This is a genomic window from Mesorhizobium sp. WSM4848, assembly GCF_055811375.1.
Genome location: NZ_JBVVPX010000040.1, coordinates 1 through 19,855, shown reverse-complemented (window position 1 = coordinate 19,855; position 19,855 = coordinate 1). Strand labels below are relative to the sequence as shown.

Here is a 19,855-nt window from a genome sequence, read left to right as displayed (position 1 = left end):
GTTTCTGAGATTGCCGCAGGGGCTTCCCGCCGCAATCGCTTTAGGCCGGATTCATATTCATCCGGCGATTGATAATCGATCGCGGAATGTAGGCGCTGCTTGTTGTACACGACGTCGATGAATTCGCGATCCTGTTCCTTGCATCGTCGATGTCGCGATAGGCTCTGCGGTCGGCTTCCTCCTCCTTCAGCGTTCGCATGAAGCGCTCGGCTTTGGCATTGTCGTAGGGATTGCCTACCCGGCTCATGCTCGGCTGGATGTCGTGGGCCGCAAGTCGTGCGGCGTACTCGGCACAGGCATATTGCACGCCGCGATCGCTGTGATGAATGATGGATCCCGGTGCCGGCCTGCGCGCCGCAATCGCTTGGTCGAGCGCCTCAATCGCCAGTTCAGCCCTGAGATGGATCGCCAGTGCCCAACCGATGACTTTGCGGCTGAACGCATCGAGCACGACAGCCAGATAGGCGAATTCCTCGGCGAGGTGGACATAGGTGATGTCGGCGACCCAGAGTTGGTCGATGTCCGCCAGTTCGAGGCCTCTTGCCAGATTGGGCACGATCCGCCAGCCATGCTTGGAATTCGTCGTCATCGGCACGAAAGCGGCCCTGCGCAGGCAAAGCAGGTTGTCCTCCCGCATCAGGCGCAGCACGCGCTTGTGGTTCACATGCCAGGCTTCCCGGCCCAGCAGCACGGCAATCCGGCGATAGCCATAGTGTGGGTTCGCCAGCGCCAGGCGTTGAATGGCATCGCGCAAGCCTGCTTCCTCGCGGCGTGGCGACGAGGCCTGCCAGTACCGGTAATAGCCTGACCGGCTCACGCCAGCCAGCCCGCACATCCGCTCGACCGCGATCATGCCTTGCAGCCCGGACACCATCATCGACTGGATGACCGCGTAGATGTCGTCCCGCCAGGCGCGCCGCTCCGCTGGTGCGCTTTCCCGACGTGCTGCAAGGCTTCTTGAAAAAAATCGAGGTCGGCCGCCTGCTGTCCGACGAGACGCTCCAGTTCGCCGATCCGAGCCAATGCTTTCGAAAGCTCGTCATGCGCTTCCGACGGCAATGCCGGCGCTGCACCGCCCGGGTCATGCGCCAGCCAGCGTACCGCTCGCGGCGGACCCACGCCACCGCGCAGAGCTGCTGGCCCGCCTGCACGAAACTGCTTCTGCCATTGATAGAGACCCTTGCGAGAGATGCCGAGCTCCCGCGCCAATTTGCTCACATTGGCGCCTGCAGCCATGCGTTGCACCGCAGCTATCTTGAATTCGCGACTGAACCGCCGCCCGGGGTCTTCTTTCCTCATCAGCTCTCCTTAATGGAGAACCGTTACCCTTCTCGTGTCTCAGAATCGGGGTGCACTACACTAGCGAGGAAGCCGTTTTGCTACTCTACGGCCCAGAGCCCGTACACGAGGGCGAAGCCCTTGCCAAAGCCATCGTTGAAACGGTCAACCGGTTAACCCGATGAACGCCAACGGCGCGCCTAGAGCCGAAGCCACTGATATTAGGTTTTTGGCGCGCCGCATCGCCCTTTGAGAATTGCGATCTCGGTTTCGTGGTCGCCGCCCGACATCGAGGAAACCGGCACGCCTATGAGAAAAACGCCCAATGCGTCCCCGGTCACAGCCTTGTTTTGCTGATTTGATACGATGGCCAAACGCTCTCTGTCCGCCTGCGTGCAGGGGCCGGCGTTCGGAACGCCCGCGATCTTGTCGGGCGGCGTGGCGCACGCCACCAGTCCAGCTAGCATTGAAATCGTCAAAGCAAATCGCTTCACAGTCCCCACCCCTTTTACAGCCCGGCGGCAACATCGCGTAGTGGAAGACTGCGCGCAAGCCCGTTCGTCGGCAGATTCGACAACAAAGTGCAAAAGGCGCATGATCCCATCTGGTGTCGGGGGATACCTTCATGCATTGGCGTTTGTATTTCGCCGCCCTATCAGCGGTTCTTATTTCGGTGACGCTGCGTTCGGCCGAAAGCCGCTCAGGCGGCGCGATAATGATGATGGGCTTGGACAGGTCTCGTTACGATAATCGGTCCGACCAGTGGCGGAAGCGCAGCGGGCCAAAGCGGCATCGTCGGCGCTGGTTGTCGGGCGTGCCTATGCGGCTGGTTTTCGTGACCGTGGCCGCAGCTTCGGCTTTGGCAACGCAATTCGTCATGCAACACACAGGCTCGCTGCCTGAGATCAATCTACAGAATTTGACCAAGCCGGCTCCGGCCCCGATCTCTGGGGTGGCTTCGGTCATCGATGGCGACACAATTGAAATCCATGGGCAGCGCATCCGCTTCAATGGTATCGACGCGCCCGAGAGCCACCAATACTGCAACGACGCCAAGGGTTTCGAATATCCGTGCGGGCGCCGCTCTGCCGAAGCACTGGATGGCTTCCTGTCGGCGTCAAAGCCGGTCCAATGCACTTTCGTCACGTGGGATCGCTATGACCGCTATGTCGGCGACTGCGGACGCGCGGACGGCTCCAGTGTCGCCGCTTGGATGGTCGAGCATGGCCAAGCGCTCGATTGGCCGACATACAGCAATGGTGCGTATGCAGGGCAGCAAGCTAAGGCGAAGGCGTCGAAGGCCGGTCTTTGGGTAGGGACGTTTCAATTTCCGTGGGACTGGCGAGCACAGCATAGCGACGACCCGCAAGCGACGCCGGCACCGCTTTTTGCGATCGGCAACGGCAACTCAGGCTGCAACATCAAAGGCAACATTTCAGCGGGCGGCGAAAACATCTATCATGTGCCTGGCCAGAAATTCTACGACGTCACCCGAATTTCTGAATCGAAAGGTGAGAGGTGGTTTTGCTCGGAAGCAGATGCTCGATCTGCTGGTTGGAGACGATCGAAGCGATAATGAGATTTGAGGGTCGGGCTGCGGTCAATGCGGCAGTCCGCGAAGGGGGAAATATGAAGCAATCAGCAATTGGGTTTATCGCGGCTCTATCCTTTTTGTCCGGCAGCAGCCCATCCCTGATTTGGGAGAGCGTTCATTTGCTGGGAGCGACTTCAAGCAAAGGAAGTTCGTTCTCACGAATTGCGCAAAGCTGGTCCTGCCAGCCGCGATTGACGTGTTCGCAAATCAGCTCATGCGATGAAGCAAATTGGTATTTGAACAGCTGCTCTTGGGGCGGGAAACTCGACCGGGACAGCGACGGCATTCCGTGTGAAAGCCTATGCTGAGCACCTTGTCGCACCGGGTTGGCCTTGCCATAATGCTCTCTTACTTCCCGCCCATGCGCCCGCTGGCCGAGCCTATGACCTCGTATCGCGGCTATCGGAGGCGGATCGGCTTACCGCACTTCAATCAATTATCGTGAACGCCGATCCCTGCACGGGCGCTAGCAAGATGATCTACATGGGGGATTCCGTCGATTATGATGCCGGCATCTGGACGGTCCGCTGCAACGAGGGAGACTACCTGTTGGAGATCAAAAACTCTGGGGATCTCGAGACGAAGGTGCTCAATTGCTCGCTCGCTGAAGCGCTGGGCGTCCGTTGCTGGCAACCCTTCTAGCTCGGTGATTGCCATGCCGCAGAATCGATAGTGCTACGCGCTCTGCTTCTATTACAGCGGAAGTTGCGCCGTGGCTCCCGCCAGTATGGCCAGCGAACCCACCGCGATTTCATGCAAATTTGAGCATTTGCCGCCGAGCTAATGATATCCGTGGCGGCATGGGTGCGAAAGACAACTCCTTGCAAGTCGGCCAGACGTCCCGGTTCCACTGAGTGTCGGTTCAGCTTGATGCTCGCCGAAGTCGGGATTCAGGAGTTCACATTTTCGCTACGATTGCCCGCATCGGTATCAATATCGGCGCCCGGGAACGACACACTAACGTACTACGGCGAGTGCATTAGTGGGCTTCAGCCTTGACTCCGCCTGGCATCGCGCACGGGTCAAAAAGTTCGCGTCCGCGATAGTCCGCTTTGCGCCAGAGTCTGTACACCGGAATGACTGGATTGGGCCGATAGTGTTGAAGAAGTCGGCGATGAAGCCGTGGATCCACTCGCACCGAAGCGTCTTGATTAAGGTCGACGCGACCTCCTCGCCCTAAGTGGCTCGGACGTATGTCCCGAGGGTACAGATCTTGGCCAATTTCCTGAGGTTCTGGGCGATGGCTGCAAGGTGGAACTCATCGCGGGCACCACAGGGGCCGCGCAATCGCAATCGATCGAGCTTCAGGATGCGCTTGAGGTGCGCGAACAGCATCTCCACCTTCTTCCGCTGATAGCGTGAGGTCTGGTAGGCGTCTGTCTTTGCGATGTCGCGGGCCATGTCGCGCGCGCCCTCATGGATCGAGCGCAGCACCTCGCGCGCCGGCTCCTTCGGGCAACAGCTGGGCTTCAGAGCACAGGCGTCGCAATCCAGCTTGCTGGCGCGATAGCGCATCATGCCATTCTCGTCGACGAGAGGGTGCGGCACCCGATAGGTCTTCTGGCGCTGCCTGAGCGTCTTCCCGCCAGGACAGATGTATGTATCGGCCTTATGGTCGTAGGTGAAGTCGTCGCGCGAGAAGGTGCCATCCTTGCGCCTGGACTTGTCGAAGACCGGGATATGCGGCTCGATCCCACGCTCATGCACCAACCAGTTCAGCATTTCGGCCGAGCCGTAGCCGGTGTCGGCAATCAGCCGCTCCGGCCAGAGGCCGAGCTCGTCGTGCGCCCGCTCGATCATGGTCTTAGCGGCCGTCACCTCGGCTTGGCGCACCGCGGTCGAGGGCTCCACGTCCACGATGATGGCGTGCTCCACGTCGATCAAATAGTTCGTGCAATAGGCATAGACGGCTGGGCCACCCCAAGCGGCAGTCCAGCGCGCGGCGGGATCAACAGGGGAGACGAACTTGGGCTTCACCGGCGTGGCGGCCCCGAAAGTGGCATCATCCAAGGTGGCGAGGTATTCGGCCACGGCCCGCTTGGCCTCTGGCTTGAGCTCCTCAGCTGTTTCAATCCCGCGCTGACGCTGCGCGTCGGCGACGATCATGCTGGCATCGACCGCAAAGCCTTCGCCGCCAACGAGCCCTTCTGCCATGCAGCGTCGGACGACGGTCTCGAACAGTTCGCGTAGCAGATCAGCATCGCGGAAGCGTCCGTGGCGGTCTTGGAGAAGGTTGAGTGGTCCGGCACATCACCCTCGAGGCCAAGCCGGCAGAACCACCGATAGGCCAGCTTCAGATGTACCTCCTCGCACAGCCGGCGCTCCGAGCGGATGCCGAAGCAATAGCCGACGATCAGCATCCTGATCAGAAGTTCAGGGTCGATCGAGGGACGGCCGATCGGGCTGTAGAAGGGCGCCAGATGCTGGCGGATAGCGGACAGATCGACGAAGCGGTCGATCGATCTGAGCAGGTGGTCCGCCGGCACATGCCGCTGCAGGCTGAAGCCATAGAACAGCTCCTCCTGCATCACACTTTGCTCGCCCATCATCGACTCAATCTCCTCTTACAACGAAGATTGAATCAGTGCTTCAGGACTGCTGCAACCCGGACTTTTTCAACACTATCGGCCGAAAGCAGCCTTCCTCAGTCCTCATCCCTCCACACCACCCGCCGCACCATTCTTATCTCAGCAAGCCGTCTCACTCGAATGCCCTGCCGTTCTCGTGGCGACGGGTCTGTGTCTCAACATGCATGCAGTCGTTCGTGCCGCACCTCTCGCAATTCATTTTGCTCCTGCTCCACCTCAACGGGCGCGATCTCAGGCAGCAGCCACTACTGAAACGCAAGGCCGCGCTACAGAAGCTGCTGAGGGACTCAGCCCCGACACTAACCTATGCCGAGCATCTGGAGCTAAGCGGTATGGACGTATTTGAACATGCCTGCCGGATGGGATTGGAGGGCATCGTGTCCAAGCGCACCGATGCCGTGGACCGCTCAGGCGTTCAGACCAGTTGGCTCAAGGTCAAATGCATCAAGAGCGACACTTTCCCTATCGTGGCGTTCGTCGAGAAGCTCGGCGCTCGACCGCGCCGCATTGCGTCACTCTACATAGGGCGCCGCGGGGGCGACCGATTACTCTATGCCGGGAAGGCTCGCAGCGGCTATACCCACAAGATTGCGCAACTGCTTCGAGAGCGGCTTGACCCGCTGATAATCAGCAAATCACCTCTCTCAGAGCCTATCGTGAAGCCAAAAGCGACGTGGGTCAGACCAGATGTACTGGCCGAGGTGCAATTCAGTGGGGTGACGGACCGCGGCATCTTGCGTGAGGCAGTGTTCAAGGGCATCCGCGAGGACCTCGCAACGATACCGGCAAAACCGACCGCCCCTTCAAAGAGACGAAATGCTGCCCGAGAAATGGGATTCCTACGGAGAACATTCTGCAACTGCTGCCGGACGCCGTCTCTCCTCCCAAAGATGAACTTGCGCGTTACTGGGAGAACGTCGCCGATCGAGCACTCGTCCATCTGGGTCGCCGACCGCTCAAGCTTGTCCGCCATAGTCGTGGGGTGACTTTCTATCACAGGGGCAAGCTGCCGGAGATCCCTGCTGCAGTACATCAGTTGCGGGTGCAGAAGCGGGAGGGTGGCGAAGGCGTCCGGGTGTGGGTTGACGATCTTGCTGGGTTGCTGGGGCTGGTTGAGATGGACGCTGTTGAGCTGCACCCTTGGAATGCCACCGTTGACGACATCGAACATGCTGACCGCATTGTTCTAGACCTCGATCCGGGCGAGAGTGTCGAATGGGATGAGGTCATCGGGAGTGCGCTAGAGCTCCGCGACATCATGGAGGCAGAAGGCCTAGAGAGCTGGCCGAAGGTGACGGGCGGGAAGGGTATTCACTTGATGGCACCGCTTGAGACGAAGATCACACACGATCATGCCCGGACCCTCGCTCGGTCGTTCGCCCAGCGGCTCGTTCAAACTCACCCGGATCGTTATCTCCTGTCCGCTGCACCGTCGGCCCGAAGGGGCCGTATCTTTATCGATTACTTTCGCAACGGACGAGGCAACACGGCGGTCGGAGCGTTCTCCCCACGAGCTCGGCCCGGCTTCCCAATTGCCCATCCTGTGACATGGAAACAGGTCGAGCGATGTATCCGCCCAGACGCCTTCGATATGGATCATCCGTTCAGGGTTGCTGCCCGAAGGGTAGCGTAGGCCCTTGCGTCTCTGAGAACTGACGTGCTCATGCCTCAAGGGTTTCCGGATTTCTTGCTTGGCTACGATCTAAAATGCTATCTCAGCAAAAGGATGCTGGCATGTCCAAACTTCTCATTACAGGCGGGGTGTTGCTGCTCCTCACTGATCACGCGACTGCAAGTGAAGTCCTATGGGGCCGGTCTGCTATCGATAGCATAGTTGTTTGGTGTGATCAGAGGGCGTTTGCACAGGCGCGGCGCACCATTGAACTCGGGTGGCCTGATTTGCAGAACGATCGGCCAATTTCTGTTGTTGACGTGACACGCCTCCTCAACTTAGCGGCGTGTGTTGTTCCGGCTGGGACATTGATCAGCAAAAAGGGGATCGACAAAGGTGGTCTGGTCGAGGTCGAAATCGACCCTAATCAATCCGGCTTCGGCGATAGCCGCTGCAAGGGTGTGGTGGAGAAAGACGATACGCAGCAGCGCTAGCTTGGCTCAGACCGGAGGATTGAACCAATGGAGAGCCATAATTTGCGCCGCCATTAAACCTTGGTCTTTCGCCAACCCGCCCACCATGCTTCCCATTGCGAGCAGAACCAGCGCTCCCCTCGAGCCGGATTCACACGAGTGGACAGATAATATTCTTGGCCGGGCATGTGATAGATATGCTCGCCACGTTCGTTGATGTTCCCTTGATGTCACAGCCCACCTTGCGCGAGGTAATCCGGCTTGGTGAAGTGCCGTAGGATGGACACGCGGAAGATCATGCCTAGCGTCTGTCGCGACGTAAGCGAGGGACGTTGCTCCAAGTAGCCCTAAAACGATTGCAAGGCGGCCGCTCAAGAACGGACGCCACCATGCCCTTTGCCGTCTAGCCCATGGCTGAACAATCTTGCCCATCGCCATCTCCCCAAGGGGGAGAATGCTTCCGTTGGGGTTACGAGTCCAGAGAGCACAAGCAGCAGCCCGATTTCGGCGAGAGCGCTGAAACTTCCTCGCCATCAGCAATCATGAAGAACTTCTATTCTGAATCGTCCTCGTCGTTTTCGTGGGATGTGTCTTCTTCGTCGGCAAAGGCTGCTGCTCTTCCACAAACGCCTGACAGCCTTGGTTGAAGGATTCACTGTTGCCATCGCAGTCATTGGCCTCCGTTACGCCATTTCGCTCCGCCCAATCGTATCCTGCTTCATGGCCTGAACAGTCGGCAGTGCAGTCGTAACCTTCAAAGGTCTCTGTGGTGATGCAGGATATGACATCAGTCCGAGCCATATAATTGCGCCCAGGCGCCACCGCGAGCGAGATCGCGGGATATCTCTTCACCGTAGCCACCGAGCACATGGGACTAACCGACTGCGGACGGCTAGCTGAGGGAAGCGATCAGGTCGCCAAGCTACTCTTCAGTCTCCGACCTGAGTTCAATACCCACTGATGCAGCGATTCGAGGCTGCCGGAGTGCAGCGCGGCCCTGAAGCAGGCCGTGAAACGATCGCACTCGCGAATTGACGCTGCCCGGCGGTTGACGAAGTTTGCTCATAGGGCCGTACTTGTTGAACCGATGCTGATCCAGATGTGCGAGCAGCGCATCGATTTGCCGCCCATCCAGCGCCTCGAAGGCTGTGCATATATCGATCCCGCACGCCTTCAGGATTTCGCGGGCGCGCTTCGCATTTTCATTCCGTTCATGCATCAGGGTAGTCTCCAATTATGGCGGCAGTCGCTTTGGTCAGCAGCATAATCGGTTTACCGCAGAGATGGCGAGACCGAAAAGCCAATCCAGGCGGCCTTGGCCGTATGGCTACCGCACAACCAAACTTTTGACAGTGCTAGTGCTTCTAGAAGGTGGCCGTCACCGGTGCTCAGATGCGGGCTGCGCGTGCGTTGGTGCGGTGGAGCGCGGGGGATTTAGCCGCCGCTGCTAGCGTAGGAGTAGCAACTGTCAGACGCGCGGAGTCCGAGGACGGCGTACCGTCTACTACTATCGCGAATCGAAAGGCGATCCGCACTGCGTTGGAAGTGGCGGGGGTGGAGTTCATTCCCGAAAATGGCGGGGCGCCGGCTAGGCTCTCACATCGATCTGATCGCGGGTAGCACTATGGCCTGACGCCGGATGAATATCGTGAGAAGTGGGGGGTCGAAGATTGATTACCCGATGGTGGCGCCGAACTACGCTGCCCAACGGTCGACGCTGTCTACTAAGTCGAGCGGGCTTGGGCGAAAGGTGCCGGCAAAAGAAACCAAGAAGACAGTCCGGAAGCCGGGTAACGCTCGGGCCAAACCGTAATTGCCGCGATGGAGCCGGAGGACGAGGCTGAGAGCAGCAACACCCCCTGCAGAATTGCGGTGGAGTTCATCGCAGCGTTCACTCCGGCGAGATTCCGGCGATCTTCTCCAGCGTAGATCGCGCCTGTGGAATGAACCGTGTCGCCACTGCGGGCGCGAGCGTGAGAAGCAGCTCGGCGGCAGACGCGATCGTTCGCTCGGGTCGTGCAAGCACAGCCTCGACCGGCGGCACCGTGGTCGCCGGAAGCGAGAGGCGGAAGCGGCCGTTGCTGACCAGATAGGCGCACCCAGCGAAAATCCACGCCACGAGGGGCTCTGCAACACCGACAGGGAGCCGCGAGGCATTGACATGGAACAGTAACCACGCGCCTGCCCAGCAGAATGCCACGGGGCGCGCCATTAGATCCTCGCGCAGCAGCCAAATCGTGCTGGCCGCGCCATCTCGATCGGTCGCGATTGCCGTGACTTCGCCGCTCATTCGTCGAAGCAAGGGGTGAATTGATCCGATCTCGGGCGAGGCCAATCCCTCTTGGACAGCTGCGTCGATCGCGTCGAACGCGCCGGCGAGCGCCGCGGCCGTGGCGAAGCTCAGCAGATAGTCTTCAGCCGCACGGCGCAGATCCCCATCGACGTCTTCGCCGATCGTCGCCAACGGGATCATGCCGCGTCTGGGGTTCTTGAGCGCGTCGCCGACTTCGAGCCACTCACCGGAGGCGACCATCCGGGCGACCGAAGCATGGCGCCGCACTCGCTCGACGAAATGGGTTGGATCGTGGGCTGCGATGGTCCTTCGATCCTCGGCGATCGCCGCTGAAAGCTCCGACGAGACGATCGGGCCCTCGACGAGATAGTCGCGAAAATCGCGATAGAAGCCGGTGGGTTCAGCGAGTGCTTCGTCCGCATCGGCGAGCAAGTAGAAGGCGAGATCGAGGGCGGCGACTGGATGTTCGCGGATAGCTTCAAGCGGCTCGGTGTTGCTGGCGCAGCCCGGCGAATAGATCACTTCTTCCTGACCGCCGGCCTTGGTCCCCGTGATTTCGCGGTAAAGCCAGAGCAGGCCATGGCGCACGACACGGTGGCAATGGGCTTCGGCTAGGGTGCCCTCCGCGTCGATCCCAGGCAGGGCGGACAGGGCGTCGCGCATCTTGACGATTGCGATGTCCGGCCGGCCCGCGCAATAAGCGGCATGGGCGGTATCTGCGAGCAGCCCGATCGCCATCGCGCGCACCGAAGGCATCTTGTCGAGCGTCGAAGCCTCCCCCTGAGCACGTTCGAACCATTGCTGCGCGGCTGCCCAGTCGTCGAGCGTTGCCGCGCTTATGCCAGCCTCCCGAGCGATATAGGCCCGTTCGATTGTATCCTGGCCGCCTGCTTCGGCGGCTGCGGTTAGCAGCGGGAGCGCCGCCGCATGATCGCGTCTACGCCAGTGGATCTTCGCCCGCGCTCGCGAAAGCGCGATGTCGAAGCCGAACTTGTCCTCGGCTTGTGCCAGGCAGGCAAGTGCCCGTTCGGCATCGTCACCGTTCTCGTCGAGGCAAATGGCCTGCGCAATCGCACAGCGCGACGCGAGCACTGCATTGCCCCAGCGCATCGCGAGTTCTGCGCAGTCAGCATAGTCGCGGGCAGCAGCCTCCCAGTCGAAATTATCCGTTCGCGATTCCTTGAGCCAAGCATGATTGACCAGTATCGAAATATCGCCGCGCCCAAGCTGAAAGGATGAGAAAATCCGGTCGCGCGTCGCGGACGCCTCGCCGTCGAGCCGCTCCAGAATCTCCTTGAACCGGGCGACAGTCCGAATGTTGCCAAGCTGCGCCGCCAGCAACACGCCGCTAACATGCGGATCGCCGCCGGCCGGAGACTTGAAGTTACGGTTGACAATGGCGAGTGCAGGCGAGGTTCCGAGCAAGCGGTCAAACCGAAGCAAGATATCCAACCAATCGGCAAAAAGCTCGCCAGTGCGTGGATGGAGCAGAAGCTTGGAGAGCGCGAAGCCCTCGATCAGGTCGGGTCCCTTCACATGGACACGCTCGCGCTCGAACGCGTCCCAGACGGCGCGGGCTTTTTCGGGTGTCCCATAAGGGAGAAGAACTTGCAATTGGGCCAATCGCAGTACCGCCGAGGCTGCGAGGTCCTGCGGGAAGATTGGCGCATCGGCTGGGAATATCAGGAGTTCGCCCAAGAAGGGAGCGAGGAGGTCTAGTGTACCGACCGGGCAGGTAATCACGCTTTGCGCAAAGGCGAAGACTAGACCGCCCTCCTCGCTCTTTAGCGCGTGATGCATAGCAGAGGGCGCATCCAGCACGGAGATGTTCTCGGCTTGCATCATTGAGTCGGCTATGCAGCGATGAATGGACCGACACTGTGCTGCGGTGAGCACATCCTCAGCGGCATCTTCGAGCAATGGCGAAACCCGCATTCGCTTTGTCCGATAGGGCTCGATCCAAGGACCAACGAGTTGGTCGAGCAGAAGGCCGGGAAGCGGTACGATCGGTTCCAGCCCCGCGATCTCTAGGGCAAGGGCGCGGTCGAACCCGCCGCGGATCAGGCTAGCGCGCAGCAGCAGCGTCTGTGCGTCGGTCGGAAACGCCGCGATCAGGCGTTGTCGCGCTGCGCGCCGTTCCGCGCCCAGTTCGTCGGGGAGCTGCCCGCCCAGCACCGCGCCGATCGATGCCCTTGACCAATTTGCTGACTTGAGATGGAGCAGCGCCGCCATGGTGAGCTGAGGATGGCCGCGTGCCGCAGCGCGATAGACGGCACCGGCATATTTGGTATCGCCGCCGGCCAACGCGACGAGTTCGGTAACTTCCTCCTCAGCCAGATACGCGACCTCGACTGCTGAGGGCGCCTCGGGTGCCAGTTGGTAAAGGGTAGCCTTGGTCGGTGCGCGATAGCTTGTGATTACCGCAGTACAATCACGTCGCCGAAGGCTGGTGACGACGCGCAGCAGCGCATCACGTACGGCAGGATCGTCGATCTCGTTCACGTCATCCAGAATAAGGTGCGTTGCGGACGTGGCAGCCAGTTCCCCCTGCAGAAGCGACAACCGTGCGGCGGTCTCGGCGGGAGATAAGTTGCGGAAGTCGACGATCGACCACCGCCCTTCACAGCAGTCTGCCACGACGCGCGCGGCGAGCGACTTGCCCAATCCCGTCGCGCCGCTCGCGATCGCAACCCCTGCTGTGCGGCGTGCGGTGTCGAGCGCGGCGACTAAGTCTATTCGCGGAGCCCGGATCGCGGGAAGAGGTAAGTCGTTCGCCGGTACCAGCAAGGCCGGCCGCGTGAAGGTCGCGCCTGCACCGCCGCCCTGGAACGCCGCCGATAGGTGCTCCAGCGGAACTGGAACAATGGCTGTCTCGTCGATTAGCGCGAGGAGGTCGGCACGACGCAATTGTCGCGCATTGTCGGTGACCGCCGTCATCAGCAGGCGCTCAACAACCGCCGGCAAAACAGCCCTCCCCGTATGGCTCGAGAGCCGTCTTGCGGATGCGACATATTCGATAAGCCCAGCCTCAAGCTCGGCGCGCACGCCTGCAATGCCCAGTGCACCACAATCCCAGTGAATGCGTCGGAGGAAATCGCTCCGGAACGCATCGTCGTCCGGCAGTGCTTCGAGATGGGCTTTCGTGGACGGCTTCAGATCGAGCGCTGCCACCAGCGTGCGTAACGGCCCGACATCGGCTCCCGCTGCGGCCCGGCGCCAATAATGAAGCGCGGCACCTCCTGCGATGCGGTGCGCCTTGCTTCGCTCCACGCCGATTTCGGACGTGGTCAGATAGTGAAACGAAACAGCGCGCTTGGGATTGCGGTGCACGAGATCGAAGAAGGAATCGATTGCGGCGCGAACATCCGCCGACTGGAGGGTGACGTTCGCGCTTCCGCCTGTGTCTTTTACCTGGGTTCCTGCGAGCGCGTCGCGCGTCGCGACTGCATAGTCTTCGGCCACCTCGAGGTGGAGGATCTCGCCATCACCCAAACCCAGCCAGGCCAAGCCTGATGCGTAGAGCTGATAGCCGTAACCGCGCAGCGCAGCGGTTGCCTGGCGCGCGACATCACCCTTTGGTGCATCGAGGCTTGGCCCTGACCCGAAAACGCTCGTCAAAAAAGCTGCTCCAGCACTTGTGCGTCCGGCACACCCCGGCTCATGGCCGGTCGTCATAAAATGGCTCGCAAACGCTGTGCTCAGACCTAGATCGCGAGTCTGCCTGATCATTGTCTAGAGCTCGAATCTGACCGTAGTTCGATAAAACGAATCTGCGCTATGGTCCCCTGTTTTGAGAAGCCCACGACTTCCTGAGCATCGATGCGAATCACCACCGAATTGAACCGGTGACTCCTACAACGGGGAGACGAAGTTGCGCTACGAGGCAAGCTTTCCGCCTCACCGCAGTCGCTCACTTGGTTCTTTCGCGCGCTCGAATACCTGTTGAAAAAAGACCGAAAGCTCGCTGACGGCCTAGGGCCAACATTCTTCTCCTTCTCGGCCCAACACCGATGCCACCGGTAGGCCTCAGGTGATGCTGGCATCGCAAGCCATTGCGGACTACCCCATGCACAGCGCGAGAACCCGCCACCGCCGGTTATCGCTAAGCCTTTTAGCGATGAACGGCCGCGCCTGGCGCGCTCGTGTCTGGCGAATGGCCAGACCAAACGCAAATTCGCGACTATGCTGTGAACCGATCCCGCAATGTGCAAAACAGGGTTCGAAAACAAAACTCTACATACTCTGCGCACATTAGGCCGAAGCGCCACAATGTGCGACCCGTGTCAAAAAAGTTAGAAAAAAACAAACACCCAACCGACTCGCAATGTGCGCTCTTGTATCCTGTCATCGGTCTTCTGCCGGTAAGCGTCCGGTCTCTGCACCCAGATTGAGTAGTGCAATGGCGCGACATGTCGGGCTCCTTCGTTGCATGGAGGATCTCCGGTGAATTTGAGACATTTCGAGAACAGGGCGCGGCAGTCCTATTGGGTGGTTCACGTCGAGGCGTGGCAGCGCAGCGGTCTGACGCGGACGGAATATTGCCGTGTGCATCGCCTGACGAAGGACACGCTCGATCGCTGGCTGAAGTACTTCGCCGGTAACGACGCGGCGCGCAAACAGGCGGAATATCTGGCGGAATTGCACCGTCAGAAGCGCCTGGAAGCGCGAGCGAAGCGGCAGAACAAGCGCGCTCGGCTGCGCTTTGCGGTGAGCACGGATGTGCGCAACCGCGCCGTCCAGGCGTTCTGGGCGATGCACGTCGAGGCGATGAACTGGAGCGGCATGGGCATCCGTGAATATCGCGTCACCGATCGCTTGGGATCAACGGTAGGAGCGACGCGAGAGGATGTCGCAGACCGGCTCGGTGCCGCCTACCAGCTCTGATGGCCCTGCGGTCACCTCCGTCTATTTCTTCAGAGCAAAAAAATCCCTGATGTTAGCGAATGTATCTGGATCGTGGATTGCGGCCCTTAGATGCTCCCGTAGCGACTGATCATCTTGGAACAACTTCAACATGTCGTGAATGAGGAATTCGGCCAGCTTTCCAGTCCTACCGCTGAATTGGCTATCTAGGTAGGTGGCGCAAGCTACTTCCAGATCGTTTAGGAGGTCGCGAAAGGCACCGGTCCATTCAGGGTTTTCGCTATCGCCGAGAGTCGGTTCTAAGCGGGACAACATGTCGATCCGTATGCGAATATTCTCGTGTATTGTAGCCACGGCTCCTGCCGAGGCTGACAATTTGTCCGTTCTCATTTGGTACAAAACTAGTCCGACGCCCACCAAGCCAAGAGGAAAGCCGATCACGGTGACGAGATCGGCCAAATTGCTGAGGCTCAAGACTTCTTCCCGCCGCCAGTTGGTTTCACGCCCAGCCGCGCTTTGTAGTGATCGGTACTCAGAGATTTTGTTTCGTTGGTTGCGCCAGTGCGAGTCTTACCGTCACCGGCAGGCCTTTTAACAACTTCAATCTTCTTGACCATTTCGTCCCTCAATTGATCGTGAAACCGGCGGGCCGAAGCCCGCCGTCACTTTATTTTCCGTGCTTGGTCGGATCCACAAGCTTGTAAGTGGATCCTTTTGACGGAGTCGGCGGCAGTGGCTCATTGCGAGTCACTGTTCTTTCCGGTCCTTTGCCGCCACGTGGGCCAGTAATTTCGTACTGACCTGACCGTGGAGCGGGTTGACCAGGCCGAAGGGGAGGATTCTTCGCCATTAGTCTTTACTCCTGTGGCTTGCCAATGAAGCCTCAGGACGCTAGCTACCGACCTGCTAGGGAGCGGACTCGCGGTCTTTGTTCGTCCACTCGGCGCCACATTTACCGCGAGTACGCGTAGAGACAGAGGCAGGCTACCGAATCGGTCGCCTGCCTCTTTTTTATGCAGAACTTGATTGGCAAGTAAACAGAGATTCCCGTTCTGTTGAAAGCACGAGCAAATAAGTCAGTATTTCTGTCCTTCTAGTACGTCCTTCGACCTGGAAGAGCTAGAGGTACGGCACAACATTGTAGAAACTCGGGCGTGGGGTGGCTCGCCAGTTCGTATCGCGAAAGCACTTCCGAACGGAGTCATCCGGAGCGGACGGCCATTCAGGCCTGCCTGAAATTGCCCGTGTGCACTCGGCTTGTGGGCGCTACAAGCGGCGAGAGTTCGACGTGGACATTTTGCTGCCTAGTGCAGGGGGCTGTTGGCGTCCCTATGGTGCGGAGGATGAGCTGGCGAGATGGCGATAGAAGATTCCAGACCTTGCTGTCATGATGCCTCCAAAGCTCGCCTGCTGGTCAAAGGAGACGATGTGGTCGTAGTTGAGAGCTATACCCAGATTGGAGCAGATGCACGATCATTGGCCCGAAGGAGCCCTTCGGTATGCACATGGTCAGACGGCAGAAGGCAACTCAATGCGAAAGCTGCCAAGGCGTAGAGACCGCGCCAGCGGATCGCTCCCTTCCGGTTCTACCGCACATTGAGGCGCGACAGGTCGTGCGAACTGTTCGCCGACCGCAATTGAGAGAAATCGTCCCGTTATCGGACACGACCATTTATGAAATGGAACAACGAGGCGAGTTCCCCCGACGGTTCAATCTGACCCCCCGCTGCGTCGTTTGGGACCTGGGAGAAGTCGAAGCCTGGATTGAGGAACGGCGGAACGCGTCCTCTGCTGGTTCAATCGAACTGGCCCCGGGACCTGACGTGCGGTCACGGAAGACGAGGCCCATCAAATCGGATCGAGGATAACGGCTGCCCCGGAAATCGGCTGCAGTGTGGGTGCGTGTTTATTGCCAGCCGCCCACGCTTCAATCATGTCGGCCCATTCCTGCAGCATGTGGCGCCGCTGCGGTTCGTATTCAGCCTTGTTATAGACGCCGCGGGAGGAGCGACTGTCTTCGTGGGCAAGGCATTTTTCGATCCAGTCGCGATTAAATCCGATCTCGTTTAGGAGCGTGGAGCCGGTCCGCCGTAGATCGTGCACCGTAAAGGGAGCAAGTGGCAGATCTTGTTTTTTTGCGCGGTCCACAATCGCCGAGGTAATCCGATTGAAAGTCGCGCGCGACATGGGTTCGTCGGCGTCGTAGCGAGATGGAAGCACGTATCGAGAGTTCGCAGCGCAAGTCTTGAGCGCAATCATGATGTCGAGGGACTGGCGGGACAGGTAGACGTTATGTGGCTTCTTCCGCTTCATTCGCTCTTTGGGAATGTTCCATATCGCGTTCTCGAAGTCGACCTCATCCCACGTCGCGTCCAGAAGCTCACTTTTCCGAACCATCGTGAGCAGGATTAGCTTTAGGCCCAGCCGAATGGTCGGCAACGTCGGCACATTTTCCAACTCTTTCAGCATGATTCGAATTTCTACGGGTGACAACGCCCGGTCTTTCGCCTCGAAGGTTGCTATCGACGCCGGTCCCACCTCGTCCGCCGGATTGGCGATCTTCTCGCCGTGCAGAATGGCGTAACCATAGACCTGCTTAACGATATCCCGGACATGAATGGCCGTTGCTGGTGCGCCACGGTCCCTGACCTTTGCACAGAGCGCCCGCAAATCGTCCGATGTTATTTCTGTGAGGAGCCTTTTGTCCCAAATCGGCAAGATGTCTCGATCGAACACGGCTTTGCGCATGGAGCGCGTGCTGTCCGCCATCTTCGCCTCTTTAAACCATCTTCTGCCGGCATCGCCGAACGTGGCCGTCCCAGACAGGCGCCGCTTGTCACGCTGCTTTTCCTGGGCTGGCGATTTTCCGGCTGCCACCATTTTTCGTGCGGCAAGACAGCGGTCACGCGCCTCTGCTAGCGAGATGCCTCCCTCACCATAGCGGCCCAGCGTCACTGTCTCTCGCCGACCATTCACTCGGTAGTCGTATCGGAACGATATCTGCCCTGTGGGAGCCACGGTCGCGTACATACCGTCACGATCAGCGACTTTGTATATTTTATCTTTTGATTTCAGCTTCTTAAGTGCGATGTCGGTGAGCATAGGAGGAGACAAGTGAGGCGCATCTAGGATTGTTCAATGCCTAATTTTACCGTCATCCTTTTTACCGTCAAGGCTCTGTGAGAGCCCTTTGGATTCAATGCTTTATCTTGAAAGATGCCAAAATGCTTGAGTCCGGCGCAGTGACGGCATTAGTCTGCAGCGAGGATGACGCGAAAAGGAATGCCGTCAGATCTACCGCCAAATGATTCCGCTTAGGGGCGATAGTCAGCGATAGGCATAGAGACGAAAGAGCTTACAATTCAGACGCTTAATGAAGTGTCGCCGATAGTCGCCGAATGCTGTCGAACGAGCCCGCTTTATTCCCACTCGATTGTGCCCGGCGGCTTGCTCGTCACGTCGTAGACGACGCGATTGATGCCGCGCACCTCGTTGATGATGCGGGTGGCGGCGGCGCCGAGGAACGCCATGTCGTAGTGGTAGAAATCCGCCGTCATGCCGTCGACCGAGGTGACGGCGCGCAGCGCGCAGACGAATTCATAGGTGCGGCCGTCGCCCATCACGCCGACGGTCTGCACCGGCAGCAGCACGGCGAAGGCCTGCCAGATGGCGTCGTAGAGGCCGGCCTTGCGGATCTCGTCGAGATAGATGGCATCGGCCTCGCGCAGGATCTCCAGCTTTTCGCGGGTGATGCCGCCCGGGCAGCGGATGGCGAGACCGGGTCCGGGAAACGGATGCCGGCCGATGAAGCTGTCGGGCAGGCCGAGTTCCTTGCCGAGCACCCTGACCTCGTCCTTGAACAGTTCGCGCAGCGGCTCGACCAGTTGCATGTTCATGCGCTCGGGCAGGCCGCCGACATTGTGGTGCGACTTGATCGTCACCGAAGGGCCGCCGGTGAAGGAGACGCTTTCGATGACGTCGGGATAGAGCGTGCCCTGCGCCAGGAAATCGGCGCCGCCGAGTTTCTCGGCCTCTTCCTCGAACACCTCGATGAACAGCCGGCCAATGGTCTTGCGCTTGTTTTCCGGATCCGACTCGCCCTCGAGCGCGCCGATAAAGCGGTCCGAGGAATCGACCAGGATGAGCGGCAGATTGTAGTGCTGGCGAAACATCTCCACCACGCCCGATGCCTCGTCCTTGCGCATCAGCCCATGGTCGACAAGGATGCAGGTGAGCTGGTCGCCGACCGCCTCATGGATCAGGAGTGCGGCGACCGAGGAATCGACGCCGCCCGAAAGCGCGCAGATGACCTTGCCCTTGCCGACCTGCTTGCGGATCGTCTCGACCGCGTGCTCGCGGTAGGCGCGCATCGTCCAGTCGCCCTCGATGCCGGCGATCTTGTGGACGAAGTTTTGCAGCAGCCGGGCGCCGTCCGGCGTGTGCACCACTTCGGGGTGGAACATGATGCCGTACATCTTGCGCTCGGCATTGCCAAAGATGGCGAAGGGCGAGCCTTCCGATTTGCCGAACACCTCGAACCCCTTGGGCAGGGAGATGACGCGGTCGCCGTGGCTCATCCACACCTGATGGCGCTGGCCGGGCGCCCAAAGGCCCTCGAACAGCGGGCTGTCCTTCTGGATCTCGACGAAGGCACGGCCGAATTCGCGATGGTCGGAGCTTTCGGCGACGCCGCCCATCTGCACGCACATGGCCATCTGGCCATAGCAGATGCCAAGCACCGGCACACCGGCGTCGAAGACGATCTGCGGCGCGCGCGGGCTGCCGATGTCGCCGGTCGATGCGGGGCCGCCGGAGAGGATCACCGCCTTCGGATTGATGCGCCTGAACGCCGCTTCGGCCGACTGGAACGGCACGATCTCGGAAAAAACGCCGGCCTCGCGGATGCGCCTGGCGATGAGCTGCGTGAACTGGCTGCCGAAATCGACAATCAGGACGGTGTCGGGCAGGACAGTGTCGGGCAGGACGGTGTCGGGATGATTGGCTATCTTCATGGCGAGCGTTTAGAGAAAGAAACGAGTCGGCGCAATGGGTTGCGAAGGCGTCTCAGGGCAACGAATCCAGGTTAACGGAGTTGGAGAGCTGCCATCAGGTAGTCGGTATCCCAGGTTGCGAGTTTTCGCTTTCCCTTGATGG

At 59.7% G+C, this 19,855-nt stretch carries 19 protein-coding genes and 2 pseudogenes; 10 read left to right on the top strand and 11 right to left on the bottom strand.

Annotated features, from left to right (window positions below):
• Positions 1 to 40 precede the first annotated feature (40 nt).
• From AC0L16_RS28140 to AC0L16_RS28130, 3 genes are all read right to left on the bottom strand, one after another.
• A complete protein-coding gene (locus AC0L16_RS28140; protein WP_473624601.1) occupies positions 41 to 877 on the bottom strand; it encodes an IS3 family transposase in 837 nt (278 codons plus the stop codon).
• Positions 874 to 1,299, bottom strand: coding sequence for a transposase (locus tag AC0L16_RS28135; RefSeq protein ID WP_473624600.1), 426 nt, complete (start codon positions 1,297 to 1,299; stop codon positions 874 to 876). Before AC0L16_RS28135 ends, AC0L16_RS28140 begins: the two co-directional genes overlap by 4 nt.
• Before the next feature lie 200 nt (positions 1,300 to 1,499).
• Positions 1,500 to 1,772: a hypothetical protein gene (locus AC0L16_RS28130; RefSeq protein ID WP_473487103.1), complete on the bottom strand. Its 273-nt coding sequence runs from the start codon at positions 1,770 to 1,772 to the stop codon at positions 1,500 to 1,502.
• 113 nt (positions 1,773 to 1,885) lie between these two features.
• Between AC0L16_RS28130 and AC0L16_RS28125 the strand changes: the two genes are divergently transcribed.
• From AC0L16_RS28125 to AC0L16_RS28115, 3 genes are all read left to right on the top strand, one after another.
• A complete protein-coding gene (locus AC0L16_RS28125; protein WP_473624598.1) occupies positions 1,886 to 2,854 on the top strand; it encodes a thermonuclease family protein in 969 nt (322 codons plus the stop codon).
• A complete protein-coding gene (locus AC0L16_RS28120) occupies positions 2,854 to 3,180 on the top strand; it encodes an excalibur calcium-binding domain-containing protein (protein ID WP_473624648.1) in 327 nt (108 codons plus the stop codon). Before AC0L16_RS28125 ends, AC0L16_RS28120 begins: the two co-directional genes overlap by 1 nt.
• A gap of 175 nt (positions 3,181 to 3,355) precedes the next feature.
• Complete coding sequence (locus AC0L16_RS28115) at positions 3,356 to 3,514, top strand: hypothetical protein (protein ID WP_473624597.1); 159 nt, start codon at positions 3,356 to 3,358, stop codon at positions 3,512 to 3,514.
• 534 nt (positions 3,515 to 4,048) lie between these two features.
• Here the strand turns inward: AC0L16_RS28115 and AC0L16_RS28110 are convergent.
• Positions 4,049 to 5,421, bottom strand: a pseudogene (locus AC0L16_RS28110) (transposase).
• A gap of 203 nt (positions 5,422 to 5,624) precedes the next feature.
• On the opposite strand from AC0L16_RS28110, the gene AC0L16_RS28105 reads away from it, so the two are divergent.
• The 3 genes from AC0L16_RS28105 to AC0L16_RS28095 all read left to right on the top strand — a co-directional run bounded on the left by AC0L16_RS28105 (position 5,625) and on the right by AC0L16_RS28095 (position 7,566).
• Positions 5,625 to 6,446 (top strand): ATP dependent DNA ligase, encoded by an 822-nt coding sequence (locus tag AC0L16_RS28105; protein ID WP_473624596.1) that lies wholly within the window; start codon positions 5,625 to 5,627, stop codon positions 6,444 to 6,446.
• Positions 6,401 to 7,093 (top strand): non-homologous end-joining DNA ligase LigD, encoded by a 693-nt coding sequence (gene ligD, locus AC0L16_RS28100; RefSeq protein WP_473624647.1) that lies wholly within the window; start codon positions 6,401 to 6,403, stop codon positions 7,091 to 7,093. The genes AC0L16_RS28105 and ligD overlap by 46 nt, the downstream gene beginning before the upstream one ends.
• 101 nt (positions 7,094 to 7,194) lie before the next feature.
• Complete coding sequence (locus tag AC0L16_RS28095; protein WP_473624594.1) at positions 7,195 to 7,566, top strand: hypothetical protein; 372 nt, start codon at positions 7,195 to 7,197, stop codon at positions 7,564 to 7,566.
• A 53-nt stretch (positions 7,567 to 7,619) separates the two neighbouring features.
• Here AC0L16_RS28095 and AC0L16_RS28090 read toward each other — a convergent pair whose 3' ends face one another.
• Positions 7,620 to 7,733: a hypothetical protein gene (locus AC0L16_RS28090; protein ID WP_473624593.1), complete on the bottom strand. Its 114-nt coding sequence runs from the start codon at positions 7,731 to 7,733 to the stop codon at positions 7,620 to 7,622.
• Between the two features lie 734 nt (positions 7,734 to 8,467).
• Complete coding sequence (locus AC0L16_RS28085; RefSeq protein WP_473624591.1) at positions 8,468 to 8,764, bottom strand: hypothetical protein; 297 nt, start codon at positions 8,762 to 8,764, stop codon at positions 8,468 to 8,470.
• A 173-nt stretch (positions 8,765 to 8,937) separates the two neighbouring features.
• Here AC0L16_RS28085 and AC0L16_RS28080 point away from each other — a divergent pair, with 173 nt between their 5' ends.
• Both AC0L16_RS28080 and AC0L16_RS28075 read left to right on the top strand, forming a co-directional pair.
• Positions 8,938 to 9,165, top strand: coding sequence for a helix-turn-helix domain-containing protein (locus AC0L16_RS28080; protein WP_473624645.1), 228 nt, complete (start codon positions 8,938 to 8,940; stop codon positions 9,163 to 9,165).
• Positions 9,166 to 9,358 (top strand): annotated as a pseudogene (locus AC0L16_RS28075) (MucR family transcriptional regulator); the annotation flags it as partial.
• Between the two features lie 78 nt (positions 9,359 to 9,436).
• Here AC0L16_RS28075 and AC0L16_RS28070 read toward each other — a convergent pair.
• Positions 9,437 to 13,456, bottom strand: a complete 4,020-nt coding sequence (locus AC0L16_RS28070) for a hypothetical protein (RefSeq protein WP_473624590.1) — start codon at positions 13,454 to 13,456, stop codon at positions 9,437 to 9,439.
• Between the two features lie 825 nt (positions 13,457 to 14,281).
• Here AC0L16_RS28070 and tnpA point away from each other — a divergent pair.
• The gene (gene tnpA, locus AC0L16_RS28065; protein WP_473624589.1) at positions 14,282 to 14,722 is read left to right on the top strand and encodes an IS66 family insertion sequence element accessory protein TnpA; all 441 of its coding nucleotides are present in this window, start codon (positions 14,282 to 14,284) and stop codon (positions 14,720 to 14,722) included.
• 21 nt (positions 14,723 to 14,743) lie between these two features.
• Here the strand turns inward: tnpA and AC0L16_RS28060 are convergent, their stop codons facing one another.
• Positions 14,744 to 15,175, bottom strand: coding sequence for a hypothetical protein (locus tag AC0L16_RS28060; RefSeq protein WP_473624587.1), 432 nt, complete (start codon positions 15,173 to 15,175; stop codon positions 14,744 to 14,746).
• On the bottom strand, positions 15,172 to 15,318 hold the full coding sequence (locus AC0L16_RS28055; protein ID WP_473624585.1) for a hypothetical protein: 147 nt from the start codon (positions 15,316 to 15,318) through the stop codon (positions 15,172 to 15,174). The genes AC0L16_RS28060 and AC0L16_RS28055 overlap by 4 nt, the downstream gene beginning before the upstream one ends.
• An 882-nt stretch (positions 15,319 to 16,200) precedes the next feature.
• On the opposite strand from AC0L16_RS28055, the gene AC0L16_RS28050 reads away from it, so the two are divergent.
• Entirely contained in the window at positions 16,201 to 16,569 is a 369-nt protein-coding gene (locus AC0L16_RS28050; RefSeq protein WP_473624584.1) for a helix-turn-helix transcriptional regulator, read from the top strand.
• On the opposite strand, the gene AC0L16_RS28045 is transcribed toward AC0L16_RS28050, so the two are convergent.
• Together AC0L16_RS28045 and guaA are read right to left on the bottom strand one after the other, a co-directional pair.
• The gene (locus tag AC0L16_RS28045) at positions 16,550 to 17,803 is read right to left on the bottom strand and encodes a tyrosine-type recombinase/integrase (RefSeq protein WP_473624582.1); all 1,254 of its coding nucleotides are present in this window, start codon (positions 17,801 to 17,803) and stop codon (positions 16,550 to 16,552) included. The genes AC0L16_RS28050 and AC0L16_RS28045 overlap by 20 nt on opposite strands.
• Positions 17,804 to 18,120: 317 nt before the next feature.
• Positions 18,121 to 19,713 carry a glutamine-hydrolyzing GMP synthase gene (gene guaA / locus AC0L16_RS28040; protein ID WP_473624581.1) on the bottom strand — a complete coding sequence of 531 codons (1,593 nt, stop codon included), beginning with the start codon at positions 19,711 to 19,713 and terminating at the stop codon, positions 18,121 to 18,123.
• Positions 19,714 to 19,855 lie beyond the last annotated feature (142 nt).